This window comes from Phaeovibrio sulfidiphilus, assembly GCF_014861485.1.
Classification (GTDB): Bacteria; Pseudomonadota; Alphaproteobacteria; order Rhodospirillales; family Rhodospirillaceae; genus Phaeovibrio; species Phaeovibrio sulfidiphilus.
In genome coordinates this window covers 140,182-163,749 of record NZ_JACZHT010000005.1, presented here as the reverse complement: position 1 = coordinate 163,749, position 23,568 = coordinate 140,182, and the positions used below count along the sequence as shown (strand labels likewise).

At 64.3% G+C, this 23,568-nt stretch carries 14 protein-coding genes, 1 other RNA gene and 1 pseudogene; 11 read left to right on the top strand and 5 right to left on the bottom strand.

What is annotated here, in order from left to right:
• Positions 1 to 67: 67 nt before the first annotated feature.
• Positions 68 to 979, bottom strand: a complete 912-nt coding sequence (locus IHV25_RS07865) for a chorismate mutase (protein ID WP_192534566.1) — start codon at positions 977 to 979, stop codon at positions 68 to 70.
• 202 nt (positions 980 to 1,181) lie between these two features.
• Between IHV25_RS07865 and metX the strand changes: the two genes are divergently transcribed.
• From metX to recR, 8 genes are all read left to right on the top strand, one after another.
• On the top strand, positions 1,182 to 2,423 hold the full coding sequence (gene metX / locus IHV25_RS07860; RefSeq protein WP_192534565.1) for a homoserine O-acetyltransferase MetX: 1,242 nt from the start codon (positions 1,182 to 1,184) through the stop codon (positions 2,421 to 2,423).
• On the top strand, positions 2,420 to 3,058 hold the full coding sequence (metW, locus tag IHV25_RS07855) for a methionine biosynthesis protein MetW (protein WP_192534564.1): 639 nt from the start codon (positions 2,420 to 2,422) through the stop codon (positions 3,056 to 3,058). Before metX ends, metW begins: the two co-directional genes overlap by 4 nt.
• On the top strand, positions 3,055 to 3,759 hold the full coding sequence (locus IHV25_RS07850) for a hypothetical protein (RefSeq protein WP_192534563.1): 705 nt from the start codon (positions 3,055 to 3,057) through the stop codon (positions 3,757 to 3,759). The genes metW and IHV25_RS07850 overlap by 4 nt, the downstream gene beginning before the upstream one ends.
• Before the next feature lie 767 nt (positions 3,760 to 4,526).
• Positions 4,527 to 4,898, top strand: a complete 372-nt coding sequence (locus tag IHV25_RS07845) for a helix-turn-helix domain-containing protein (protein WP_192534562.1) — start codon at positions 4,527 to 4,529, stop codon at positions 4,896 to 4,898.
• 115 nt (positions 4,899 to 5,013) lie between these two features.
• An RNA gene (gene ffs / locus IHV25_RS07840) (signal recognition particle sRNA small type) lies at positions 5,014 to 5,110 on the top strand.
• Between the two features lie 210 nt (positions 5,111 to 5,320).
• Positions 5,321 to 7,177 (top strand): DNA polymerase III subunit gamma/tau, encoded by a 1,857-nt coding sequence (locus IHV25_RS07835; RefSeq protein ID WP_192534561.1) that lies wholly within the window; start codon positions 5,321 to 5,323, stop codon positions 7,175 to 7,177.
• Positions 7,174 to 7,497, top strand: a complete 324-nt coding sequence (locus tag IHV25_RS07830) for a YbaB/EbfC family nucleoid-associated protein (RefSeq protein WP_192534560.1) — start codon at positions 7,174 to 7,176, stop codon at positions 7,495 to 7,497. The genes IHV25_RS07835 and IHV25_RS07830 overlap by 4 nt, the downstream gene beginning before the upstream one ends.
• Before the next feature lie 158 nt (positions 7,498 to 7,655).
• On the top strand, positions 7,656 to 8,249 hold the full coding sequence (recR, locus tag IHV25_RS07825) for a recombination mediator RecR (protein ID WP_192534559.1): 594 nt from the start codon (positions 7,656 to 7,658) through the stop codon (positions 8,247 to 8,249).
• 82 nt (positions 8,250 to 8,331) lie between these two features.
• Here the strand turns inward: recR and IHV25_RS07820 are convergent, their stop codons facing one another.
• From IHV25_RS07820 to IHV25_RS07805, 4 genes are all read right to left on the bottom strand, one after another.
• The gene (locus tag IHV25_RS07820) at positions 8,332 to 9,540 is read right to left on the bottom strand and encodes a sodium ion-translocating decarboxylase subunit beta (RefSeq protein ID WP_338048605.1); all 1,209 of its coding nucleotides are present in this window, start codon (positions 9,538 to 9,540) and stop codon (positions 8,332 to 8,334) included.
• Positions 9,541 to 9,619: 79 nt separating this feature from the next.
• Positions 9,620 to 10,024, bottom strand: a complete 405-nt coding sequence (locus IHV25_RS10565; protein ID WP_192534558.1) for a biotin/lipoyl-containing protein — start codon at positions 10,022 to 10,024, stop codon at positions 9,620 to 9,622.
• A 98-nt stretch (positions 10,025 to 10,122) separates the two neighbouring features.
• A complete protein-coding gene (locus IHV25_RS07810; RefSeq protein WP_192534557.1) occupies positions 10,123 to 10,518 on the bottom strand; it encodes a hypothetical protein in 396 nt (131 codons plus the stop codon).
• On the bottom strand, positions 10,515 to 12,068 hold the full coding sequence (locus IHV25_RS07805) for an acyl-CoA carboxylase subunit beta (RefSeq protein WP_192534556.1): 1,554 nt from the start codon (positions 12,066 to 12,068) through the stop codon (positions 10,515 to 10,517). The genes IHV25_RS07810 and IHV25_RS07805 overlap by 4 nt, the downstream gene beginning before the upstream one ends.
• A 646-nt stretch (positions 12,069 to 12,714) precedes the next feature.
• Between IHV25_RS07805 and IHV25_RS07800 the strand changes: the two genes are divergently transcribed.
• From IHV25_RS07800 to IHV25_RS07790, 3 genes and pseudogenes are all read left to right on the top strand, one after another.
• A complete protein-coding gene (locus IHV25_RS07800) occupies positions 12,715 to 17,661 on the top strand; it encodes an autotransporter outer membrane beta-barrel domain-containing protein (protein WP_192534555.1) in 4,947 nt (1,648 codons plus the stop codon).
• Positions 17,662 to 18,121: 460 nt separating this feature from the next.
• Positions 18,122 to 19,882, top strand: a pseudogene (locus IHV25_RS10735) (hypothetical protein); the annotation flags it as partial.
• Between the two features lie 54 nt (positions 19,883 to 19,936).
• Entirely contained in the window at positions 19,937 to 22,864 is a 2,928-nt protein-coding gene (locus tag IHV25_RS07790; protein WP_192534618.1) for an autotransporter family protein, read from the top strand.
• Positions 22,865 to 23,568: the final 704 nt, after the last annotated feature.

Here is a 23,568-nt window from a genome sequence, read left to right as displayed (position 1 = left end):
TGGGTTGGCGGCGGGGCCGCAGGCGCGGGGTTTCCCCCGGGGACAGTGTGCGGTCGTCCTCCCCCGCTCAGGGGAGGCCGTCCGGGTCCAGCTCGGCGTCCGTGAAGGGTCTCGCATAGGAGCCGATCAGGCAGACGCGGCGGACCGCATAGGGGCCGGAGGACGCGGAGACCGTCTCCAGAGCCTCAAGCCGGGCATCAGTATTGTGGAAAGCGCCGTCCACCTCCAGAAGAATTCGGGCGCATCCGGCCGGGTCGGTGCGGGCGTCCAGAATGCCCCGCACGGGGACGCCGGCCCGGGTCACATGCTCCAGAACCCGGTCCGGGTGGAGCGCCGGGTCGTGCTCCAGGGCAAGGAGGGTGCGGTCGGTGCAGTCGTCGGCCTCGGGCGGCATGATGGCGATGACCAGGGCCTCGGGCGTGCCCTGGGTGCCCGCCATGGGCAGCCGGGCGATCACCCGGGGGGTGTCGGGGGCGGCGGTGGCCAAGAGGGGCCACCAGGCCAGGCGGTCACCGGTCTCGGGGAGGGGGAGGATGCCCAGGGTCGCCCGGCGCTCCGAGACCTCCCGGATCACCTGCTCCATGGACTGGTGCAAAGAGGCCGTCGTGAACGATCCATACTGGTTGTGGGCGATCTCCAGGAAGGCCGCGCCGCGCTCGGGCATCCAGACCGCCAGGGTCATGCGGTTCTGCATGGCAAGGGAGACCGAGAAGATCTCCCGCCACAGGCGCACCAGAACCCGACGCGGGAACCGTCCCGAGTGGCGCGCCATCAGGCGGCGCAGGACCGCGGCCTCGCGCCCCGGGCGCAGGTAGGTGGCGTCCTTCCCGTCCTCGTCGCGCTTGGCGAGGCGGACAAACTCCGCCAGCTCGGCGCGGCGCATCAGCAGGTCGTGCAGGGCGTCGTCAATGGAGTCAATCTCGGACCGCAGGGCCCCCAGGGAGACCGTCTCCCGGGTGGTGTCATGCGCTTGGCTCATCTCTCTCTCCGAAAAGGGGCATGGCCGTCAGGGCGTGGTCCCTTGGTTTACGCTGATGCGCGCTGCGAATCAAAAAGAAAAGATTGACTCCGCAGTCCCCCCTTCATACCAAAGCGATTCCCGGCCCCGTCCGGGTTCGTGCCCGCAAGGTTCTGTACCGGCGCCCCCTCCCGGTGCCATTTTTGACTGGAGAACGAAAGCCATGGTCGTTCCCGACCCGAAAACCGTCAACGCCGTTGTGGAGCTGTGCACCGACGCGCCGCTGCGCCTGGACAGCGGGGCGGAGATGGGGCCCGTCACCGTGGCCTACCAGACCCAGGGGACGCTCAATGCGTCCCGGAGCAATGTGGTCCTGGTCTGCCACGCCCTGACCCTTGACCAGTACATGAGAGGCCCCCATCCCGTCACGGGGCGCCCCGGCTGGTGGGAGGACATGGTCGGCCCGGGCAAGGTGATCGACACCACCCGGTTCTTTGTCGTCTGCGCGAACGTCCTGGGGGGCTGCATGGGCACCTCGGGCCCGAAGGACATCAACCCGGCGACCGGAAAGCCCTGGGGGCTTGATTTCCCGGTGATCACCATCCGGGACATGATCCGGGTGCAGGCCCTTCTGCTCGACCACCTGGGGATCGAGAACATCTTCTGCGTCATCGGCGGGTCCATGGGGGCCATGCAGGCGCTCCAGTGGGCGGTCAGCTACCCCGAGCGGGTGGGCGCCGCGGTGGTGATTGCGGGCTCGTGGCGCCACTCGGCCCAGAACATCGCCTTCAACGAGGTCGCCCGGCAGGCCATCATGGCCGACCCGGACTGGCGCGGCGGCGACTACCTCAACCAGGGAACCCGTCCCGCCCACGGTCTTGCGGTGGCCCGGATGACGGCCCACATCACGTATCTGTCCGAACCGGCCCTGCACCGGAAGTTCGGGCGCAAGCTCCAGGACCGGGAGCAGCTCAGCTACGGCTTCGAGGCCGACTTCCAGGTCGAGAGCTACCTGCGCCACCAGGGGGCCTCGTTCGTGCGTCGCTTTGATGCGAACAGCCTGCTCTACATCACCCGGGCGATGGACTACTTCGACCTGTCCGACGAGTACGGCGGTGTCCTGGCCAACGCCTTCACCCGGACAAAGACGCGCTTTTGCATTGTGTCCTTCTCGTCGGACTGGCTTTACCCCACCACGGACTCCCGGGCCATTGTCCGGGCCCTGAACGCGGCGGCGGCCAACGTCAGCTTTGTCGAGGTGGACACGGACAAGGGGCACGACGCCTTCCTTCTGGACGAGCCCGCCTTCTCCGACACCCTGTCCGGCTTTCTGGAGAGCATCGCGCGGCGCGCCGGTCTCCCCCCGAAGCTGAAGGGGCCGTCCGATGCGAGGGGCGACGATCCGCAGGCTCCGCTGGCGGTGACCCCCGTTCGTGATTCTCAGCCGGAGGGAACCGGACCATGATCTTTCCCAAGCGCCTGAAAGGGCCGATCCGTGACGACCTCCAGCTGATCGGGTCCATGATCCCCCACGGGGCCAGGGTTCTTGACGTGGGCTGCGGCAACGGCGAGCTGCTGGCCTGGCTGGCCCACGAGAAACAGGTGGACGGCCGGGGGGTGGAGCTGTCCATGGCGGGCGTCCGTGCGGCGGTGGCCCGGGGCGTGGCCGTGATCCAGGGGGACGCGGACACGGATCTGGACGACTACCCGGACGACGCCTTCGACTACGCCATTCTCAGCCAGACCCTTCAGGCCACCGAGCGGCCCCGGGAGGTTCTGGGAAACCTGGTGCGGATCTCGCGCCGGTCCATTGTGTCCTTCCCGAACTTCGGGAACTGGCGCTCGCGGTTCCAGCTCATGTTCCGGGGGCGGATGCCCGTGGGGGACTGCATGCCCCATGAGTGGTGGCAGACCCCGAACATCCACCTGTGCACCACCCGGGACTTCCTGGACCTGTGCAGCACCATGGGGATTGTGGTCGAGAAGGCCATTGCCCTTGATGCCCGGGGCCAGGCCTGCTCGTACTCGGGGCAGGGGCGGTTTGCCAACCTGTTTGGCGTTCAGAGCGTGTTTGTGCTGACCCGGCACGCCGGCCGATGATCGCTCGGGCCCGCCGCGTCCTCCCCGTCCTCGTGCTGCTTGTCCTGTTCGTGGCGGCCATGGCGGCCCTTGCCCTCTCGCGGTTTGTCGAGGATCCGGTGGCCCTGGTTCTGGAGATCCGGGAGACGGTGTCGATCCCGCTGCCCGGCTCCGGTGACCGGATTCTGGTGGAGCGCGCGGCGCTGCGTCCCTTCGGCTGGTTCCCCCGTCGGGCCCTGTCCTATGAGCGCGCCGGACAGCGCTCCCCCTGGGTGGGCATTTGCCCGCAGCGCGATGCAAAAGCCCCCCTCGAGGTGTTCTTCCTCCCCCTCGCATCGGCGGGAAGCGGGCCCTTTGTCCTGCTGGGCGAGCCGGGTGTCGAGCTCGTTTTGGATCTGCGGCAGGGCGCCCAGACCGTTTCCGGGTTCCCGGCAGAGCACCTGCTGCCCGGGGTCCACCGGTTTGTGCGGACCCCGTTCGGTCCGTTTCTCACCGCTCCGGGGGACCGGGCGGTTGCCGGGATCGCCCTGCTGCCGGGCGCGCCGGCCGTCATCACCCATGGGCGCACGCCGGCCTCCGCCGGACTGCCCCTGCTGGCACCGCCGCCGGACTTTGCCCTGCCGTCCGACACGGACCCCGGGCGCTACCGTCTGGGAGCGGTGACGGGCGGCTACGGAACCGGCCAGCCCCTGACCTTTGTCCCCTCGGACGGCCCGCTCTAGCGTCCTTCCTCACCTGTCCTGAATGGCCCCCGCGGGGCACTCACCGTTCGGGCTGCCCCGCCCCCGGGGTGCGTCCCGTGTCCCGTACGTGCGTGCCGCGGGCGCAGCTCCCTGGTGCGTCCTCCGGTGTGTCCCGGTGTGTCCCGGTGCGTCCCCGTTTGGCCCCTGCGCGCCCCTGGTGTGCCCTCCGGTGTGTGCCCCGGGCATGGCCCCGCCCGGGCCCCGTTTCAGGCCCTGTCCCGGTGCCGGAGCGGGGCAGGGGAGGCGGGGCGGGCACGGGCGGGTGCCGGAGTCCGGGACTGCGGTTCCCGTCTCCCGTTTTTTTTGGACATTTTATCCTTATCCCTTGTCTTTCCATCTTTTTTACCCACATCAGGGTTGGTGTCGGTGAGGTTTCCGCGTCAGATCCCCGATTCGCTGCCCGGGGAAGGGCGGTACATGTTTTTGGAATATTTTCAAAAGCATACGGCTTCCCGGGCGTCTGCTTGGATTCGCGTGGCCGGCGGCGCTGTTTTGCCCCCTTGGCGGCTTTTTCGCGACTCCTCCTCAGGTTGCGTTTATTGCACAGCAACCAGTGGTTACATATTTTTCAGGTAGCGGAGCTCGGTTGGTCAAACCCTTCAAGTGTAAGGAAAAAAAACACACCCCGATTAGCACGCATCAGTTGCTTTTTCTGCGGGGTGCGCCTAAATGTTCTTGACGAAAACGCAAACTGGATCCATCTAGGATTGATAACAAGCCGTTTTTACAATTGGGGGGTGATGGTTATGGTCAATCGTGAAGAGCATGCGTCTTATACGTCCGTGAACGGTGAAATCGTGGAGGACGCCCGTCCGCGCTACGATATCCGCAGGGTCGTGGGAACCAATATTCGCAGCCTGCGCCTCGAGGCCGGGCTGGCCCAGGATGTCCTGGCGACCCGCATGGGTGTGGATCAGGCCTATGTCTCAAAACTCGAGGCCGGGAAGCGCAACCCGACAATCACGACCATATCCTACGCGGCCCGGGCCCTGGGTGTCGAGGTGTCGACCCTGTTCCTGACCGAGGGTGTCCGCTCGGCGAAGGTCTCGGCCTGGCCGGGGGACAACATCACCTTTATCAAGCCCGTGCACGACGACAGCGACGCGGGCCGCCGCTAGAAACTTCCACCCGGGGCTCCTCTCGCAGGCAGCCCCGGTGCCGTTTGTGCAGGGAGTGAAAAAATCCCTGCGAGGGGGCTTGCACAAACCCGTCCCCGGACGCTATACAGAGCGCGGAAGGCTGGCGCGGGCGTGAGGCTCCGCCAACCCGGTCAGGTCCGGAAGGAAGCAGCCGTAACGGATGCACCGCGGGTCGCGTTCAGTCTTCCGCCTTTTTCGCGCAGGCGCCTTGACGGCACCGGTGCGGTTCCCGGAACATCCTCCCGGGAGTCCGGGACCGTTCGCGAGTGGCACGGCCGCGCGGAATAACGGACCGGAACCCTGACTTTCGATCGTTTCCGGTGCCGGGCGGCAACATCCTCCAGCGTCGGACGCGTTTTCGGCTCACCTGCCATATGGGGGCTGCCCCCCACTGACCTGGAATGACCGACACTCATCCCCCGAGCGACACGTTTCTGGATACGGACTCGACCGGGGCGGCCGGTTATCGGGTGCTGGCCCGGAAATATCGCCCCTCCACCTTCGAGTCCCTGATCGGCCAGGAAGTCCTGGTCCGGACCCTTCGCCATGCCATCGAGTCCGGGCGCCTTGCCCAGGCCTGGATGCTGACCGGTGTCCGGGGTGTGGGCAAGACCACCACGGCCCGTCTGATTGCCCGGGCGCTCAACTGCGTCGGCCCGGACGGAAACGGCTCCGTGACCATCGACCCCTGCGGGGTGTGTGAGCACTGCCGCGCCATCGCCCAGGACCGTCACGTGGACGTCCAGGAGATGGACGCCGCCTCCCACACCGGTGTGGGCGACATCCGCGAGATCCTGGAGTCGGTGCGCTACCGCCCGGCCATGGCGCGGACCAAGGTCTATATCATCGACGAAGTGCACATGCTCTCCAGCCAGGCGTTCAACGCCCTGCTGAAAACGCTGGAGGAGCCGCCGCCCCACGTCAAATTCATCTTTGCCACCACCGAGCTGCGCAAGGTTCCGGTGACGGTGCTGTCGCGCTGCCAGCGGTTCGACCTGCGCCGGGTGCCTCTGGGGCTTCTGGAGGAGCACTTCACCCGCATTGCCGGGCTCGAGGGCATTCCGGTCGAGCCCGAGGCCATCCGCCTGATCGCCCGGGCCGCTGACGGGTCGGTGCGTGACGGGCTGTCCCTTCTGGACCAGGCCATTGCCCACGCGGGCGGCGAGGTCGGCGCGGCCATGGTGGCCGACATGCTGGGCCTTGCGGACCGCAGCCGGGTTCTGGACCTGCTGGAGCACGTCCTGTCCGGTCGGGTTCCCGCCGCGCTCGACGAGCTGGGCGCCCAGTATGCCCTGGGGGCGGATCCGCTGACGGTGCTTCAGGATCTTCTGGGGCTGGTTCACTGGATGACCCGCATCAAGGTGGCGCCCGACAGCCTGGACGCCGAGGCCCCCGTGGGGGATTCGGACCGGGAGCGGGCGCGGGATCTGGCATCCCGCCTGTCCATGAGGGTGCTGAACCGGGCCTGGCAGATCCTGATCAAGGGCCTGTCCGAGACCCGCGAGGCCCCGTTGCCTCTCCAGGCGGTGGAGATGACCCTGATCCGCCTTGGCTATGCGGGCGACCTGCCGTTCCCCGAGGATCTTCTGCGCCGTCTTCAGCGCGGCGAGATCCCGGTGCTTCCCGGCGGTCCCGCGGACGGCGGAGCCGGGGGCGCGCCGTCAGCCGGCGGCGGGCCGGGAGGCTCGGCCATGGGCCACGCCTATGCGGCTCCCATGGCCGTGGGGGCCTCGGGGCCCGGTCCGACCATGGCCATTTCCAATGGGGCCATTCCCCAGACGGGGGGCGCGATGCCCGAGGCGGCAGCGGCGTTCGCGCCCTCTCCGCGCTCGTTTGTTCATCTGGTGGAGCTGTTTCGCGAGAAGCGGCGCATGGATCTTGTTGTGTCGCTGGAGCGGCAGGTCCAGCTGGTGCGCTTTGATGCGAAGGCCCGGGTTCTCGAGTTCCACCCGCTGGAGGAGGCGCCCCGCAGCCTGGCGGGGCAGGTGGGCGAGCTTCTCTCCCGGTGGACCGGCGCGCGCTGGGTGGTCTCGGTCAGCGACCGGCCCGGAGCGGTCCCCTTGCATAGCGAGCGCCAGGCGGATATTCATGCCGACCCGGTGGTGGCCTCGATCCTGGAGCTGTTCCCCGGCGCGGAGGTGGGCGCGGTTCGGGTCAACCTGAAAGCCCTCGAGCTGGAGGACACGTCCTCCGACGCTCTTGAGGCCACCTTTGAAGACAATCTCATCGACCCCTTCGATACAGAGGATGACTCATGAAAAATATCGGCCAGATGCTCAAAGCCGCCCAGGAGATGAAAACCCGGATGGAGGACGCCCAGAAGCAGCTGGAGGCTCTGGAGGTTCGGGGTGTGTCCGGCGCCGGCATGGTCGAGGTGGCCGTCAGCGGCAAGTTCGAGCTGAAGTCCGTTCGTCTTGATCCGTCCATTCTGCGGCCCGAGGATGCGGAAATGGTCCAGGACCTGATCGTGGCCGCCTTTGCCGATGCGAAGGTCCGGGTTGACGAGGTCGCCAAGGAGAAGATGGCCGAGGTCACCGGCGGCCTGTCGCTGCCCGGCGGCATGGGCCTGCCGTTCTAGGATCGCGTCCAGCCTGAGTTTTGCGCCGGGGCGGGCCTCTGCTGCTGATGCGGGGGCCGGTTCCGGCGTTTCCGACTGGAGCGGACGGGTTTTGGGGAAGGCCCCCGGGGACAGACCCCCGCAGGCCATGCAGACCGCGCTGAAAGGCAGACCCACTCGTGAGCACGAACGAAATCGAGCATCTGATCACCGTCCTCGGGCGGCTGCCCGGTCTGGGGCCCCGGTCCGGTCGCCGGATCGCGCTTGCCCTGCTGCGCCGACGCACCACGCTTCTTGATCCCCTGCGCGACGCCCTGACGGCGGTCAGCGAGCGCGTGGTCGAGTGCCCCCTGTGCGGCAATCTGGACACCTGCACCCCGTGTCGCCTGTGCACGGACGAGCGCCGGGACGCGGGCCTTCTGTGCGTTGTGCGGGACGTGGCCGACCTGTGGGCGCTGGAGCGCGGCGGCGAGTTCCGCGGGCGCTATTTCGTGCTGGGGGGGCTTCTGTCCGCCCTTGACGGAGTGCGCCCCGAGGATCTGGGGTTCGAGCGCCTGTACGCCCGCGCGGCCGAGGAGACGGTACGGGAGGTTATCCTTGCCCTCCCGGCGACGGTGGAGGGGCAGACCACGGCCCACGTCATTGCCGACCATCTGGAGGCTCTGGGGCGCCCGGTCACCAGCCTGGCCCAGGGCGTCCCCGTGGGGGGCGAGCTCGACTACCTGGATGACGGCACCCTCAGTGCCGCGCTGCGGGCCCGCCGCCCGGTCTAGCGCCCCGGTTGGGGATCCACAGCCCGGCGCCCGCCGGTCCGCCCGGTCCGGGGCCATTGGTTCCGGCCCATCGGCCCGGCCCCTAGCGCAGCAGGGTCACGAAAACACCCGCAAAGATCGCCGACGTGATGACGCCGCTGATGGACACGCCCAGGGCCTCGGGCAGGACGATTACTCCCGGCGCCACGGACTTCTGGGCCACCTTGGCGCAGGTGGGCACGCACGACACTCCCGCGATGCCGATCACCGGGTTGAAGCGTCCCCGGGTCAGGACATACAGGGCGTAGCCCCCCAGAAGCCCGCCAATTCCCGAAATCAGAAGCGCAAGGATCCCCAGCAGCAGGAGCGTCAGAACCTGCGGGTTCATGATGGTGTTGGCCTCGGTCAGCACGCCCAGAAGGATGCCCAGGAACAGGGTCGCGCCGTAGAGGATGGTGGTGCCCAGAAGCTGGCTGAGGTGCTCGAGCCCGCTTTCCCGGATGATGATCCCCAGGAACAGGGAGAAGAACAGGGGCGAGGCCACGGGAAACAGGAGGCACAGAAGGGTGCACATGACCACCGCGAAGACGATCTTCTGCCCCGAGGTGATCACCACCGGCTTTTTGGGCGGCGGCGGCTGGATGGCCCGGAGCTTCTTCGGCACCATGATCCGGATCAGGTAGGGGTAGCCTCCGTAGGTCAGGCCCAGGTACAGGTACGCGACCACGGTGATCGGCACAAACAGGGCCGGCGCCAGCAGGAGCGAGGCAAACAGCACCATGGGCCCGTCCGCGCCGCCGATGGTGGCGACCGCGGCGGACTCGCCTTCCGTCAGGCCCAGCCAGACCGCCAGCGGATAGACCGCGACCGTCCCCAGCTCGGCGAACAGGGCCACGAACATGCTCTGGAACGGGCGGGCCATCATGAAGCCCACGTCCAGGAGCACCCCGATGCCCATGAACACCAGACACGCGATCAGGCCGTTGGAGAAGCTGAGGGTGTAGATGGGCTGGAGCCAGTCCACCTGGAGAATGCTGACCAGGTCGTCGGTCTGGGCCACCAGCGGGTCAATGAACAGGTTGGTGGGCTTTCGGTCGATCCCGAAGAACACTCCGGCGTTCACGGCCATCATGCCCAGGCCCATGGGCATCATCAGAAGGGCCTCGAGCACGCCCTTGCGGCCCAGGTAGATCAGCAGCCCGCCCAGGAAGATCAGAAACAGCCGCATCGCCGTGATGGAGAGATCCTCGGCGTACACGAGCGTGGCAATGCCCTGAAAGAAGTCGAGAGTATCCGCAAGCAAGGTGTCCACGGGCGCTATCCTTAACAGCCGTTGTCCGGGAGCGTGTGGCGGAGCCGGCGGGTGCCGGACCGCGCGCGGGCGGGCCGGTTCAGCCGATGCTGACCAGGGGCTGGCCGGCCTCCACCGGGGCGCCGGGCTCCAGATGCAGTTTGGTCACGGTTCCCTCCAGGTGGGAGACGATGACGGTTTTCATCTTCATGGCCTCGATGGTGGCAACCTGCTGGTCCAGGGCGACCCGGTCCCCGGCCCTGACGGTGTACTCCACCAGAACCCCGCTCATGGGGCTGACCACGTCGCCCGGGCGGGCGTTGGCGGCAAAGGGCGTGAGCTTCTCGGCCGGGCGGGGGGCAGGGGTCTCGGCAATGGTGGGCTCGATGATGTCGGAGCGCATGGCGGGGGAGGGGTAGAAGGTCTCGGACGAGGATCCGGTGACGTTCTCCACAATCACGTTGTAGGTCCGGCCATCAATGGTAATTCGCAGTTCCTGCCTCATGTCGGTTCCTTGCAGTGGTGTGGCGTGGCGTGGGGGCTGGTGACCGGCTTGCGCCCGGTCTGTGTCTGCTCCCGGTCCGTTCCGGAGGGCGGCGGGGCCTATCTCTGGCGCCCCTTGAAGACGTTGTGCGACGAGTGGAGGGCGAAGCGCCCGGCGGACACCCAGCCCTCCCGCGGCCTCGGCTCGGAAATCTGGACCACGGGGCCGTCAAACCCCAGGGCATGGACCGCAGCGGCGATGATGGCCACGTGCTCGGGCGGGATGTCGCCGCCCGCGCAGCACACCGCCGGGGCCGCGGCGGGCCCGGGTGCGTCGGGGCCGCCTGCTCGTGCTCCTGCCCCTGCCGCGTCCCGTGCCGCCTCCCGGGCCCGGGAGCGCTCGGCCTGGGACGACAGGACCAGAACGATCAGCCGGATCACCGCCGCGCAGAAGAAAGAGATGACAATGACAAGGCCGTACACCTTGAGGGAGAAAAGGACCGGCTCCAGGGTCATAGCGGAATGTTCCCGTGCTTTTTTGCCGGACGCAGCTCGCGCTTGGCCGCGAGCTTGCGCAGGGCCAGGCCGACGGTCCAGCGGGTTTCCTCCGGCAGGATGATGTCGGTCACGAAGTCCAGGGCCGCCGAATGGTAGGGCGAGGCAAACTCGCTCCGGTATTCGGCCGCCAGCTCCGCGGCTTTTTCCCGCCGGTCATCCGCCTCGGCCAGCTCGGCGCGGTAGAGCAGGTTGACCGCCCCCTCGGCGCCCATGACCGCGATTTCCGCCGACGGCCAGGCATAGACCACGTCCGCCCCCATGGCCTGGCCGCACATGGCCAGGTAGGCGCCGCCGTAGGCCTTGCGCAGGATGACGGTGATCTTGGGAACCGTGGCCGAGCCATAGGCGAACAGGAGCTTGGCGCCGTGACGGATGATGCCGCCCCGTTCCTGGTCCACGCCGGGCATGAAGCCGGGGACGTCCACCAGTGTCACAACCGGAATGTTGAAGGCGTTGCAAAACCGGATGAAGCGCGCCCCCTTGTCGGAGGAGTCGATATCAAGGGCTCCGGCCAGCACCATGGGCTGGTTGGCGATGATGCCCACCACGGTCCCGTAGAGGCGTCCGAAGCCCACCACCAGATTGCGCGCGAAGGCGGCATGGACCTCGAGGAAGTCCCCCGCGTCCACAAGGCGCCTCACGATCGTGCGCACGTCCAGGGCCATGGCGGGATCGTCGGGCAGCAGGGTGTTCATGACCGGGTCCGGCTCCACCGCCAGGTCCATCGGGATGTTGGGCGGATCCTCGGAGTTGTTCGCGGGCAGGAAGGACAGGAGCCGGTGCACAAGCTCGACCGCGTGGCGGTCGTCCTCGGCGATGAAGTGCACGTTGCCGGAGACCCCCGCGTGCATTGCGGCGCTGCCGATGGCGTCCATGGTGGTGTCCTGCCCGGTCACCGCCCGGATCACCTCGGGGCCCGTGATGAACATGTGGGCGTTCGTGCGGGTCATGATGATGAAGTCCATCAGGGCGGGGGAGTAGGCCGCTCCGCCCGCGCAGGGGCCCGCAATGACCGCAATCTGGGGCACGACCCCGGACAGCAGAACGTTGGAATAGAAGATGTCGCCGTATCCGGCCAGGGCCTCGACCCCCTCCTGGATGCGCGCGCCGCCCGAATCCTGGAAGGCCACCACCGGCGAGCCCGTCTTTTCCGCCATGTGCATGACGTCACAGACCTTGCGGGCATGCATGCGCCCCACCGTCCCGGCCATGACCGTGAAATCCTGCGAGAACGAGCACACCAGGCGTCCCGAGACCATGCCCGTGCCGCAGACCACGCCGTCTCCCGGCAGGGTGCGGCGCTCGTCAACGCCAAAGGCCCGGGTGGCGTGGCGCACATGAAGGCCGGTTTCCTGGAAGGTTCCGCTGTCGAACAGGGCGTCGATCCGCTCCCGGGCGGTCATCTGGCCCCGGTCGTGGCGCTTGCGGATCGCGTCCACCCCGCCCCCCTCGCGAAGCTGCTCGCGCCGTTCCTCTAGCCGGGCAGCCTGGTCTGGATCAATGGGCATGGCACCTCTCGTGGTGTGAGGGGGCGCAGCGGGCCGGGAGCCGGTGTGCTTCCCGGGCGGTGCTGTCGCGGCAGGACAGGGCGGCAGTCCGGTTCGGGGCTGAGGCCTGCAGGATCCGTTACCGTACCAGAGTTTATAACGCTTATAAACACCAGTTTTCTGTCCAGAAAAACCGGAGGTTACTGCAGCGCGGCACAGGGGCGGCCCAAGGGCGGCCATATGGGGGCATGTGGGGCGCAGGCGGGGCGCTGGCGGGCTTCTGCCGAACGGGCGGCCGGCCGGGCCATGTAATCGCCCGCGCGTCGGATCCCAGTCCCGGCCGTTTCGGCACCAGCGGCCCCGGAACCCCAGGTAGCTGATATGCCGGATTTTGGTGTAAATATTAACAACTAAATGTTTATGTTGAATATAAGTGCGTGAAATCTATCGAGTTTACGGAAAAATAAAAGAATCAACATTCATTGTGTGGTTGTTTAATTGCAACTGTAAATATAAATATGCCTTTTATAGTTCGTGTTGTGTTGATGTTTCTGGTCGATCTGACCTAATGGTCTCTATCTTTTCGGAAAAGTCAGACGGTCGGGAGTGTCCTGTTATGCCTCAGTCGCGGCATTTTTTTGCCTCAAGTCACAACCATAGGATGCGAATGCGTGTCCGTTATGGTGTAGCTCTCGCTCTGGCGCTCACGGTCACCGGGGCCGGGCAGGCGTCGGCACAGGCCTATGACTGCCCTTCGGGCGGTAGTGGCACCTGTACCGTCACGGGCGTGGTGGCCTGGGAAGAGCTTGTGGGCGCGCAGTTCAGTCGAGATCTGTCCGACCTGACGTTCTCCGGATCGGGAGGAAAGGTCACCTTTTCCGAGGACACGACGCTCCAGGCCACATCCGGCAGCGCGGACCAGCGTCTGGCTGTCGATGGCGGTGTCACGGCGACCCTGTCCGTGGCAGACACCAAAACCCTGAAAATCATGGAGAACAGCCTGAGCAAGGCAGATGCTCTTGTCGAGGGGGGTGCGATTTACAATAAAGGGTCGTTAACCCTCTCCGGCGCCTCTGTCTTCACCAAGAACCTCTCGGAAAGCCAGAAGCTAAGAGGGTTGTCCTACGGTGGATCCATCTCCAGCGATGGTGGTTCTGTCTATGTGGGACGTATAGAGTTTATAGAAAACACCGCGCGCGTTGTTGAAAGCTCCAGTGCCGCATACGGGGGGGCTTTTTCCAACCGTAATGGCGATGCGATTTTCAATGAGTCCGCTGTCTTCAGAAACAACAGCGCTCAAGCCGTAAAGCAAGCGTCTCAGGCCAACGGCGGAGCAATTTACAACTCTACTGGCTCCGTCAATATTGTGGGTGCGGCGACCTTTGAAAACAATACTGCCAACAGCATGGAACGGGACGGTTTGAGCCGGGGTGGAGCGATCGCCAGCCTTGACGGTGCTGTGATTTTGAAAGATGCGGCACGCTTTACCGGGAACACAGCAACGGCTGCGGGGTCTGGAAAAGCCCATGGCGGTGCGATTTTCAGCACCGGAAATCCGGCAGGCGTCACTCTTGAAAAGACGGCAGAGTTCTTTCGCAATGAGGTGTCTGGCTTTTATGCTCTTGGTGGCGCAATCAGTAATTGGTCCGGGTCAATATTGAAAATCGCCGGGGTCGCTAAATTTGAGGGCAACTCCGGCACGAGTACTGTGCAGACTGGGTTTGCCGGAGGCGGTGCTCTTTATAACTATGGAGGAGCGGTGACGCTTAATGAAAAATCATCGTTTTCAGACAACAAAGTTGTGGGTTCGGGTGAAAATGGAAGAAGTGAGGGCGGAGCCGTTCTGAATACCAATAATGGTACGGTGACGCTTGAAAAGTACGCCCAGTTCACAGGGAACAAGGCCGAACATACGGGGACTCTCGGTTATTCCCGGGGCGGCGCGCTTTTCAATACGACTGTAAAGGGCAAGGTGACTCTGGCGGCTGGAGGAGAATTCCGCGATAACGTGGCCGTCGGTCCCATGGCGTACGGTGGGGCGATTTTCAACTCATTTGGCGGTGAGGTGTCCATTTCCGACGCCGTGACCTTCGAATCCAATACGGTCAAAAGCACCAATGCACAGCAGGGCGTCGCCTACGGGGGAGCAATTGCATCGCTCGTCGCCGGCGGTAAAGTCACTGTGACTCAGGCCTCGACATTCACCGACAACAAAGCCCTGGGTCGGACTGCTGTTGGTGGTGCGATCATGAACAATCAGGATTCCGTCACGCTTGAACAGTTTGCCTCTTTCTCCAAAAATATCGCCCAGAGCGAGGAAACTAACGGGCGCGCCAATGGAGGAGCCGTATCAAACATGGGCCTTTCCGGTGTTTTTACTCTGAAAAATGGCGGAGAGTTCAAGAATAATAAGGCCATCGGGGACAGCACGCGTGGCGGCGCCATTTATAACCAGAGGGGCAAGACCGTTATCTCGGGTGCCGTTTCCTTCAAGGACAACGAGGCAGAGAGCAAAAACAACAGCGGGTTTGGCGGAGCTCTCTACAACGAGTTGGGAACGGTCGAGATTCTTGGTGAGGTGGAGTTTTCCGGGAACAAGGCGACCTCAGGCGGCGGTGCCATTTGCAGCCTTGGCGGCACGATAACCCTGGCCCCCGAGACCGTTGACAAGACGATCCTCTTTAGCGGGAATACGGCCGGGGGGAAAGCGAACTCGATTTATCTCGTGAGCGGGGTATCGGGCAGCACAAACATGGATGCCGTCCTGAAGGTTGAGGGAGCGGGCAGGATGGACATGAAGTCCGATCCCATGGGAGGCCAGGCATCGGGCGGGCGGGCCGTTACTCTCGTCAAGGATGGCACCGGCACCTGGGCCTTGGGGGGCGAGAACGTCTTCATCACGGATGACAACGCGGACAGCCGGACGGAGTTTCTGGTCAAACGCGGGGAGCTGGCCTTTGCGGCCGACACCGCAGGCGGCACAACCGTCGATCTCCGGGGCCTGAAGTCTGCCTTCACCCTGGAGGCCCCGGCCACCCTTTCGCTCGTGGGCGACAGCCACAAAATTCTGGTCGGGAACGGTGGCCTCAACCCCGATACAGGGACGGGCGGGACCATCACCCTGGCCGCAGGCTCCACCCTGACGTACGACCTGGACAAGGCCGGGCAGAAAACCTCGGTCCTTACTCTTCGGGCGGAAAACGTGATCCTCCCGACGGCTGCGGGCGAGACAGTCACGCTCGATATCCGGTCGTTCAAGAATGTTGCGGGCACCGAGTACTGGCTCCTGGACGCGGGCGTGGACCTGACAGGAAAACTGAAGCTGACCTACCGGGGCGAGGACATCACCAGCACGCAACTGGGTGAGAGTCTGGTTGGGGAGCTGAGCGACGACAAGAAGATTCAGAAGCTGCTTGTCAAACAGCGTGGGAACCGGAAACTGACCTGGGTCGGGGACAGCAATGACTGGAACACGACCATCGCAGACAAATGGCGCCTGCCGGACGGGACAACCCTGACCGTGTTCGTCCCGGGCGACGCGGTGGAGTTCATCCCGGAGCATACGGGAACCGTCAACGTCAACGCCGGTGGCGTGGTGGTCGCCGGCATGGAGATCAAGGGCGGCACGTTCCTGTTCAAGGGCGGCGAGATTGTCTCGGCCACAGGCGACGAGACCAACTACACCCCGGCCACCCGGAAAATGGAGCTGAGCGGGACCGCGGACGCCACCTTCGAGGACACCGTGGACCTGAACTTTGCCAACGGCTATGACATCGCCAGCGGCGCCAAAATGACCGTCAGGGGTGGCGCCATCGAGGGCAAAATAGTCAACAGCGGGACGTTCGTTTTTGACATCGGCAAAGACAAGACGTTCCTCTACGGCAACCCTTTGACCGGTGTCGGAACCTTCGGGAAAGACGGAGCGGGTACACTGGTCCTCTCCGGCGACCAGACCGGGGCCACAGGCAGCCTCGTCCTGAACGGGGGCACGCTGGGCGGCGCCTTCACGTGGGGCGGGGGGCTGAGGCTGGGCAACAGGGGCACCACCGTGGCGCCGGGCACATCCGATACGGTCGGCACCCTCTCCGTCAACAGGTTCGACACGAACGGCAAGGCGTTCACCCTCCAGGTTCGTGTCACGGCGGATCGCAGCGACCTTCTGGAGGTCCGCTCGGGGACCGTGATCGTTCCGTCCGGCTCCACCCTGAAGGTGGTCGAGGCCATCGGAAGCGGCTGGGCTGCGGAAAAGATCTACACGGTCCTGGTGGCCCGGGAGAGGGGCCAGAAAGTCGTGGGCACCTTCAAACACCTGGACAAGGCGGCGGACCTGCCGTTCCTGATCCTCGAGCAGGTACGCCTGGGGGCGGACGGGAAGCCGATTGTCGGGCGGGGGCCCGCCTCGGCCATCGGTCTGCGGGCCACCTACCAGGGACCGAAGCCCGGGCCTGGTCCCGGCCCGGACCCTGGCCCGCTGCCGCCGTCCCCCTGGGAGGGCATGACCCCGAACCAGATCGCAACAGCCGAAGCCATCGGGACCATGGCTCCGGGGCCGGTCCAGAACGCCATGATCAACGCATCGCGCAGCGAGGGCTTGCGCCTTCTGGACCTGTTCTCCGGCGACGGTCACGCCAACGTGGGGCATATGATCCGCCACGGCGCCCTGGAGCTCTCGCGCACCCTGATGAACACCCTGTCCGACATGGCGCCGTCCGTGGACGGGATGCCGGGCGGGGGCCGCCTCGAGGTGGCCTCCCGGGGTCCGGTTGAGGTCGACCCCGCCACGGGCCTGCGCAAGAACCACCGGGTCTGGGCCCAGGTCTCGGGCGTGCACAACACCTGGGACGGGGACGGGAATGCGGCGCGCTCCACCGCCAGCGGCGTGGGTGTCCGGGCCGGGGCCTCGTTTGGCCTCGGGGACGGCTGGTTTGCGGGCGGCCTGTTCCGCTACGGCTACCGGGATTTCCGGGTGTCGGACCGCCTGTTCAAGGCCGACATCCACTCGTTCTCGGCCGGGGCCTACGGCGGCAAGGTCTGGGACGTGGGCACGGGCTCGCTGCGCACGACCCTGGGCGGGGTCTACACCCGCCACGGCATCGACAGCCGGCGCACCTCTCTGGGCGAGCGCCTGAAGGCGGACTACGGGGCGAACGTGTTCCAGGTTGTGGGCGAGGCCGCCTGGCGGATCCAGGCCACCGACGCCCTGATGGTGGAGCCCTTTGCCGGAGGCTCGTGGGCCATGGGTTATACCGAAGGCTTCTCGGAAAGCGGGGGCGTTGCGGGCCTGCGCGGGCACAGCCAGGCCAGCCATACGGGGGTCTCCACGGTGGGGGTCCGTATGGACGCCCGGGTGCATGAGAACGCGGTCCTGAAGCTGGACCTGGGCTGGGAGCACGTGTACGGCGACATCGACACCAACAGCCGGATGGCGTTCCTTGCGGGGTCGGATGACTTCCTCGTGCGGGGGACGCCGGCGGACCGGGATGCGGCGGTGGTGGGTGTGGGCGCCGAGGTGCGTCTGGACGACACCTGGGGCCTGACGGTGATGTACGACGGTGCGTATGGTGCCCACACCACCTCCCACGGAGGCCGCGCCCGCGTAACGTATCGCTGGTAACACCGGTAGCGAGGGCCCGGGCTTCGGCCCGGGGCCGGGACGTCCTACCCCGGACCACTCCGGCACAAGCCCCGCCCCAAAGGCGGGGCTTTTTGTGTACTGAGCCCGTTTTGGGGCACGTCCGCTCCGCTTGTCCGGCATGAGGGTATGTATCCGGGAGCATCGAGACGTCATTCAAAGATAGGAACATTTCTGACCGGACTTTTGGATCGGCCAGACCGGAGGGGGATTTAAAAATCTCATTGGGCAAAAATAACATGTTAATTAAAAGATTGTACACGAAAAACTGAGCATATGGCTATTAATTACATTTTTCAAGTGGTTGTCCTTAAGTCACAAAAATTAATATAGTGACTCATTGTGAGTTTTTTGGGCCTTTTATTCTTGATGTTTTTTTCACCGGGACACTAGACTTCTGGCTGCGTTTGTTGGTTCAGCACCAATACCCGGAGGCGTGATCATGTGCGTTTTGAGCTGTCGCTGCGCGTCCCCAGCCAACAGGCCTGTTTATAGGGGCAGTTGTGCTCTTTCCAGTCTGGCCCTTGTTCTGGCGCTGACCGCTACCGGTGCTGGTCAAGCGCTCGCTGCCGGCCATGACTGCCCGAGTGGCGACGGTAAATGTATCGTGACCGATGAGGTGGCCTGGGACGAACTGGTTCTGGATCCGAAGTTCAGCGGCAAGCTGTCCGATCTGACGTTTTCCGGATCGTCCGGAAAGCTGACGTTTGGCGGCGACACGACGCTCAGCGCAACCGCGGGCACTGCGGATCAGCGGCTGGTCGTGGGAAGCGATGTGTTGTTGACCCTTTCGGTGGCGTACGGAAAGACGCTCACGTTCCAAGGAAACACTCTTGATCAGACCAGCGGTTTAGCTGAGGGCGGAGCGATTGACATACAAAGCTCCACATCAGGCGTTTTAATCGTGGGGCATTCTGTGTTCCGTTATAACGGAGCGAGAAATTCAAGTTCAAAAGATGGTATTGCAAGAGGGGGAGCAATTTCAAACAAATCAAGAGGATTAGTGCTTTCTGATTCTGAATTTTTGAGAAATTCAGTGTTTGCTGATGGCGAGTCTGCTTTCGCTGGAGGTGGTTCAGTTTTTAACAAAATTTCAGGAACTATAAAATTTGAAGGAAAAGCTATTTTTAACGAAAATACGGCTCAAACGAACGGATATATGGGTAACGCCTGTGGCGGTGCGGTCAATAATGAGCAGGCTGAGATTTCTTTTTCGGGAACATCTAAATTTTTATCAAATAAATCAACATCGTCAGGATCTTCTGCAAATTCTCATGGGGGCGCCGTTTACAGTAAGGGGTATGCATTTGTTTCGTTTCTCGACGATGCTTTTTTTGACTCCAATTCTGCAGAAACCACGGGGGATGCTCAGTTTGCCAGTGGCGGAGCCCTCTTCGGCGGATCGGTTGTTGCGTTTCATAAGCACGCCGAATTTCTGGAAAATAAGGCGGTCTCCTCGTCCTCTGATGCAGCTACGGAGGCACGCGGTGGCGCGATCCACAATCAGTCCGGTGGCATCGTCAGCTTTTATGGTGATTCTATTTTCAGAAAAAATAGCGCCGAATTGATTAAAGGGGGAAAGAGCGCGTCTGGAGGGGCCGTTTTCAATTCGGGAAAGATGTATTTTTCTGGATCAGCCTCTTTCAAGGAAAATAGATCAGTTTTATTTGGAAGCGAATTAAATGGTGCCACTCATGTTTCTGGTGGTGCTTTTGTTAATGAGAAAGAAACTCAGTTTAGTGGTGATGTAAAATTTGATGAAAATGAGGCTTTAAATAAGAGTATTTTTGAAACTGACGTTTCAAATGCATCATATGGTGGTGCTATTAATAATCGATATGGATCGATCAAGTTTCTCGGGTCGACGTCATTCTCTGGAAATTCCGCGAAAACCATTAAGGGTTTGGCTAGCGGGGGAGCTGTGCACAATTTCGGGAAAATTATCTTTGATGGTTTTACCGAGTTTCTTGGGAACACGGTTTCGTCTGACGACATCGGTAGCAGGGCTATCGGTGGGGCGGTTTCAAGCTCGATTGGGTCCGTTTACTTCAATAGTGCCGTTGATTTTATTGAAAACAGTGCTCTGGGGCCTAACGGGCGCGGAGGCGCTTTATACAATCTGAAGACGATGGTCGTTAGCGGCAGTGCGAATTTTCTTCGAAACACCGCGTCCACCGAAGGTGGTGCCATATACTCTGCAGGTGGCACAATTACGCTCGATCCCGGCGCTGGCAAGGCCATCCTTTTCAGTGGCAATATGGCCAACGGACGTGCCAACTCCGTGTATATGGACGCATGGTATGATGATGTGATGCTTCAGGTCGGTGTCTCGGGAAGCGGCACGGTGGATATGCGCTCCGATCCCATGGGAGGGCAGGCAACAGAGGGGTGGGCCGTCACCCTCGTCAAGGACGCGGCCAGCATCTGGTGGCTTGGAGGTGAGAACCGCTTCACCACTGACGGTAAAGACAACAGCCGGACGGAGTTTCTGGTCAAGAACGGAACCCTTGCCTTCGCGGCCGGGGCGTCCGGCGGCACAACCGTCGATCTTCGGGGCCTGAAATCCTCCTTCACCCTGGAGCCCTCCGCTCTTCTGCATCTTGAGGGGAGCGGCCACAAAATTTATGCTGGAAATGGTGGCGAAAACCCCACCGCGGAGACCGGCGGAACCATCACGCTGAAGACCGGCTCCACCCTGACCTTCGATCTGGACGCGGCGAAAACGGGAGAGGCGATTCTCACCCTGCGGGCCGAAAAGGTGGTCCTGCCGACGACGGCGGGCGAGACGGTCACGCTCGATATCCGGTCGTTCACGAACGTCAAGGGGACGGAATACGCTCTTCTGGATGCGGGCGTGGATCTGGCGGGGAAGGTGAGGCTGACCTATCGGGGCGAGAACTTTGCCGACACGCGCCTCGGCCAGGTTCTGCAGGGCTGGCTCGAAAAGGGCGATACGGTTCAGATGCTGACAGTGGCTCGGGCTGTGCAAAACCGAAAGCTGACGTGGGTGGGGGGCAGCAATGAGTGGAACACGACCATTGCAGACATGTGGCGCCTGCCGGACGGGACAACCCTGACCGTGTTCCTCCCGGGCGACGCGGTGGAATTCATCCCGGAGCATACGGGAACCGTCGACATCAATGCCGGTGGCGTGGTCGTGGCCGGCATGGAGATCAAGGGCGGCACGTTTGTGTTCAAGGGCGGCGAGATCGTCTCGGCGGCGGACAAGGAGACCAACTACACCCCGGCCACCCGGAAAATGGAGCTGACGGGGAACGCCAACGCCACGTTTGATGTGAATCTGGACTTTGCCAACGGCTATAGCATCGCCACGGATGCAACGATGATCGTTCGGGGGCAGTCCGTTAAGGGTGACATTGCGAACGCGGGCACCTTCGTTTTTGATATCGGTGCGGGCAAGGAGCTTGCCTACACGGATAAGATGTCCGGCGGCGGCAAGGTCTTCAAGGAGGGTGATGGCAAAGTCCTCCTTTCAGGCGACCAGACCGGGGCAACCGGCCCCTTCACCCTGAACGGGGGCACGCTGGGCGGCGCCTTCACATGGGGCGGCGGGCTGATCCTGGGCAACAGCGGCACCACCGTGGCTCCGGGCGCAGAGGACACGGTCGGCACCCTCTCGGTCAACGGGTTCAATACGAACGACAAGACGTTCACGCTCCAGGTCCGGGTCACGGCGGATCGCAGCGACCTGCTGGAGGTCCGCATGGGTGATGTGAGCGTCCCGGACGGCTCCACCCTGAAGGTGGTCAAGGCCATCGGAAGCGGCTGGGCGTCGGAAAAGATCTACACGGTCCTGGTGGCCCGGGAGGACACCCGGAAAGTCGTGGGCACGTTCTCGATCCTGGACAAGGCGGCGGACCTGCCGTTCCTGAGCCTGGACCAGGTGCGCCTTGACGCCAATGGCAAGGTGGTTGCCGACGGCGAGGACGCCGCGGCCATCGGCCTGCGGGCCACCTACCAGGGGCCGAAGCCCGGTCCTGGTCCCGGCCCTGGTCCCGGTCCGGGGCCCGGCCCTGGCCCCGTGCCGCCGTCTCCCTGGGAGGGCCTGACCCCGAACGAGATCGCCACAGCCGAAGCCATCGGCACCATGGCCCCCGGTCCGGTCCAGAACGCCATGATCAACGCCTCGCGCAGCGAGGGGATCCGGCTTCTCGACCTGTTCTCCGGCGACGGGCATGCCAACGTGGGCCACATGATCCGCCACGGCGCCCTGGAGCTCTCGCGCACCCTGATGAACACCCTGTCCGACATGGCCCCGTCCGTGGACGGGATGCCGGGCGGGGGCCGTCTCGAGGTGGCGTCGCGGGGTCCGGTTGAGGTCGATCCCGCCACGGGCCTGCGCAAGAACCACCGGGTCTGGGCCCAGGTCTCGGGCGTGCACAACACTTGGGACGGGGACGGCAACGCGGCTCGCTCCACCGCCAGCGGCGTGGGCGTCCGGGCCGGGGCGACCTTCAGCTTCGAGGACGGCTGGTTCGCCGGCGACCTGTTCCGCTACGGCTACCGGGATTTCCGGGTGTCGGACCGCCTGTTCAAGGCCGACATCCACTCGTTCTCGGGCGGGGCCTATGGCGGGCGGGTCTGGGACGTGGGCACGGGCTCGCTCCGCACGACCCTTGGGGGCGTCTACACCCGCCACGGCATCGACAGCCGGCGCACCGCTCTCGGAGAGCGCCTGAAGGCGGACTACGGGGCCAACGTGTTCCAGGTTGTGGGCGAGGCCGCCTGGCGGATCCAGGCCACGGACGCCCTGATGGTGGAGCCCTTTGCCGGAGGCTCGTGGGCTATGGGCTACACCGAGGGCTTCTCGGAAAGCGGCGGTGTTGCGGGCCTGCGCGGACACAGTCAGGCCAGCCATACGGGGGTCTCCACGGTGGGTGTGCGTATGGATGCCCGTGTGCATGAGAACGCGGTCCTGAAGCTGGACCTGGGCTGGGAGCACGTCTATGGCGACATCGACACCACCAGCCGGATGGCGTTCCTTGCGGGGTCGGATGACTTCCTCGTGCGGGGCACGCCGGCGGACCGGGATGCGGCGGTGGTGGGCGTGGGCGCCGAGGTGCGCTTGGACGACACCTGGGGCCTGACCGTGATGTACGACGGTGCGTATGGGGCCCACACCACCTCCCACGGCGGCCGCGCCCGCGTGACGTATCGCTGGTAACATCCACAGCGAAATCCCGGGCCTGACGCCAGCGCACCCGGCGACGGATCCCGGGCCTCGGCCCGGGCGTGCCGATCCGCGCCGCCTTCGGGCTGGTCTGAGCCGACGCCAGCATGTCGGATGTCACCCGGTCCGAGGCGGGGTTGGAGCTTTGAGCAAGGTTCCGAAAGCAACATTCTGACATCGGCACAGTCCGGCCCGGGTCCGATACCTGGCCCCCACGCGATACCCCAGGGCAGCGGAGGCTGTCGCGCGGGAATACAGCGCCACCCTGGTCCCGGACGGCACCCGGTCCCGGTTCGGCGGCGGCAACGCCAGCGGTCCACGGTCCGTCCTTCCGGGGTGGCCTGCCCGTCACCCGGGACGGGAGCCCCCTGCGGAGCCCCCCTGCGGGACCGGCCGGGAGAGAGCGCGGGCCGGCTGGAGCCCGACCGGCATCCGTGATACCTGTGACGCCGCCCCAGCAACGGCGCCGGGCTCGCCAACACACAGGACGCCCGTCCGGCCAGGAAAACACGCGCCGGAGCACCCTCAAAAAAACAGATAGTGCACACTTTTTTCTGTTACTTTTCTCTGGCACCCTATCCTGACTGGCGTTTTCCTGAGACTTTGTCTCCCCGACGACCCCGGAACACACCACATACAGGACTGATGTCCCGCCCACCCCGTCCTTTCTGCCTGCCCGTTTTGGGCCGGAAAAACTT

Bases quoted from the DNA above. Each gene is read 5' to 3' on its own strand.
- IHV25_RS07865 (WP_192534566.1), bottom strand. From the start codon at position 979: ATGAGCCAAGCGCATGACACCACCCGGGAGACGGTCTCCCTGGGGGCC.
- metX (WP_192534565.1), top strand. From the start codon at position 1,182: ATGGTCGTTCCCGACCCGAAAACCGTCAACGCCGTTGTGGAGCTGTGC.
- metW (WP_192534564.1), top strand. From the start codon at position 2,420: ATGATCTTTCCCAAGCGCCTGAAAGGGCCGATCCGTGACGACCTCCAG.
- IHV25_RS07850 (WP_192534563.1), top strand. From the start codon at position 3,055: ATGATCGCTCGGGCCCGCCGCGTCCTCCCCGTCCTCGTGCTGCTTGTC.
- IHV25_RS07845 (WP_192534562.1), top strand. From the start codon at position 4,527: ATGGTCAATCGTGAAGAGCATGCGTCTTATACGTCCGTGAACGGTGAA.
- IHV25_RS07835 (WP_192534561.1), top strand. From the start codon at position 5,321: ATGACCGACACTCATCCCCCGAGCGACACGTTTCTGGATACGGACTCG.
- IHV25_RS07830 (WP_192534560.1), top strand. From the start codon at position 7,174: ATGAAAAATATCGGCCAGATGCTCAAAGCCGCCCAGGAGATGAAAACC.
- IHV25_RS10565 (WP_192534558.1), bottom strand. From the start codon at position 10,024: ATGAGGCAGGAACTGCGAATTACCATTGATGGCCGGACCTACAACGTG.
- IHV25_RS07810 (WP_192534557.1), bottom strand. From the start codon at position 10,518: ATGACCCTGGAGCCGGTCCTTTTCTCCCTCAAGGTGTACGGCCTTGTC.
- IHV25_RS07805 (WP_192534556.1), bottom strand. From the start codon at position 12,068: ATGCCCATTGATCCAGACCAGGCTGCCCGGCTAGAGGAACGGCGCGAG.
- IHV25_RS07800 (WP_192534555.1), top strand. From the start codon at position 12,715: ATGCGTGTCCGTTATGGTGTAGCTCTCGCTCTGGCGCTCACGGTCACC.
- IHV25_RS07790 (WP_192534618.1), top strand. From the start codon at position 19,937: ATGGCCAACGGACGTGCCAACTCCGTGTATATGGACGCATGGTATGAT.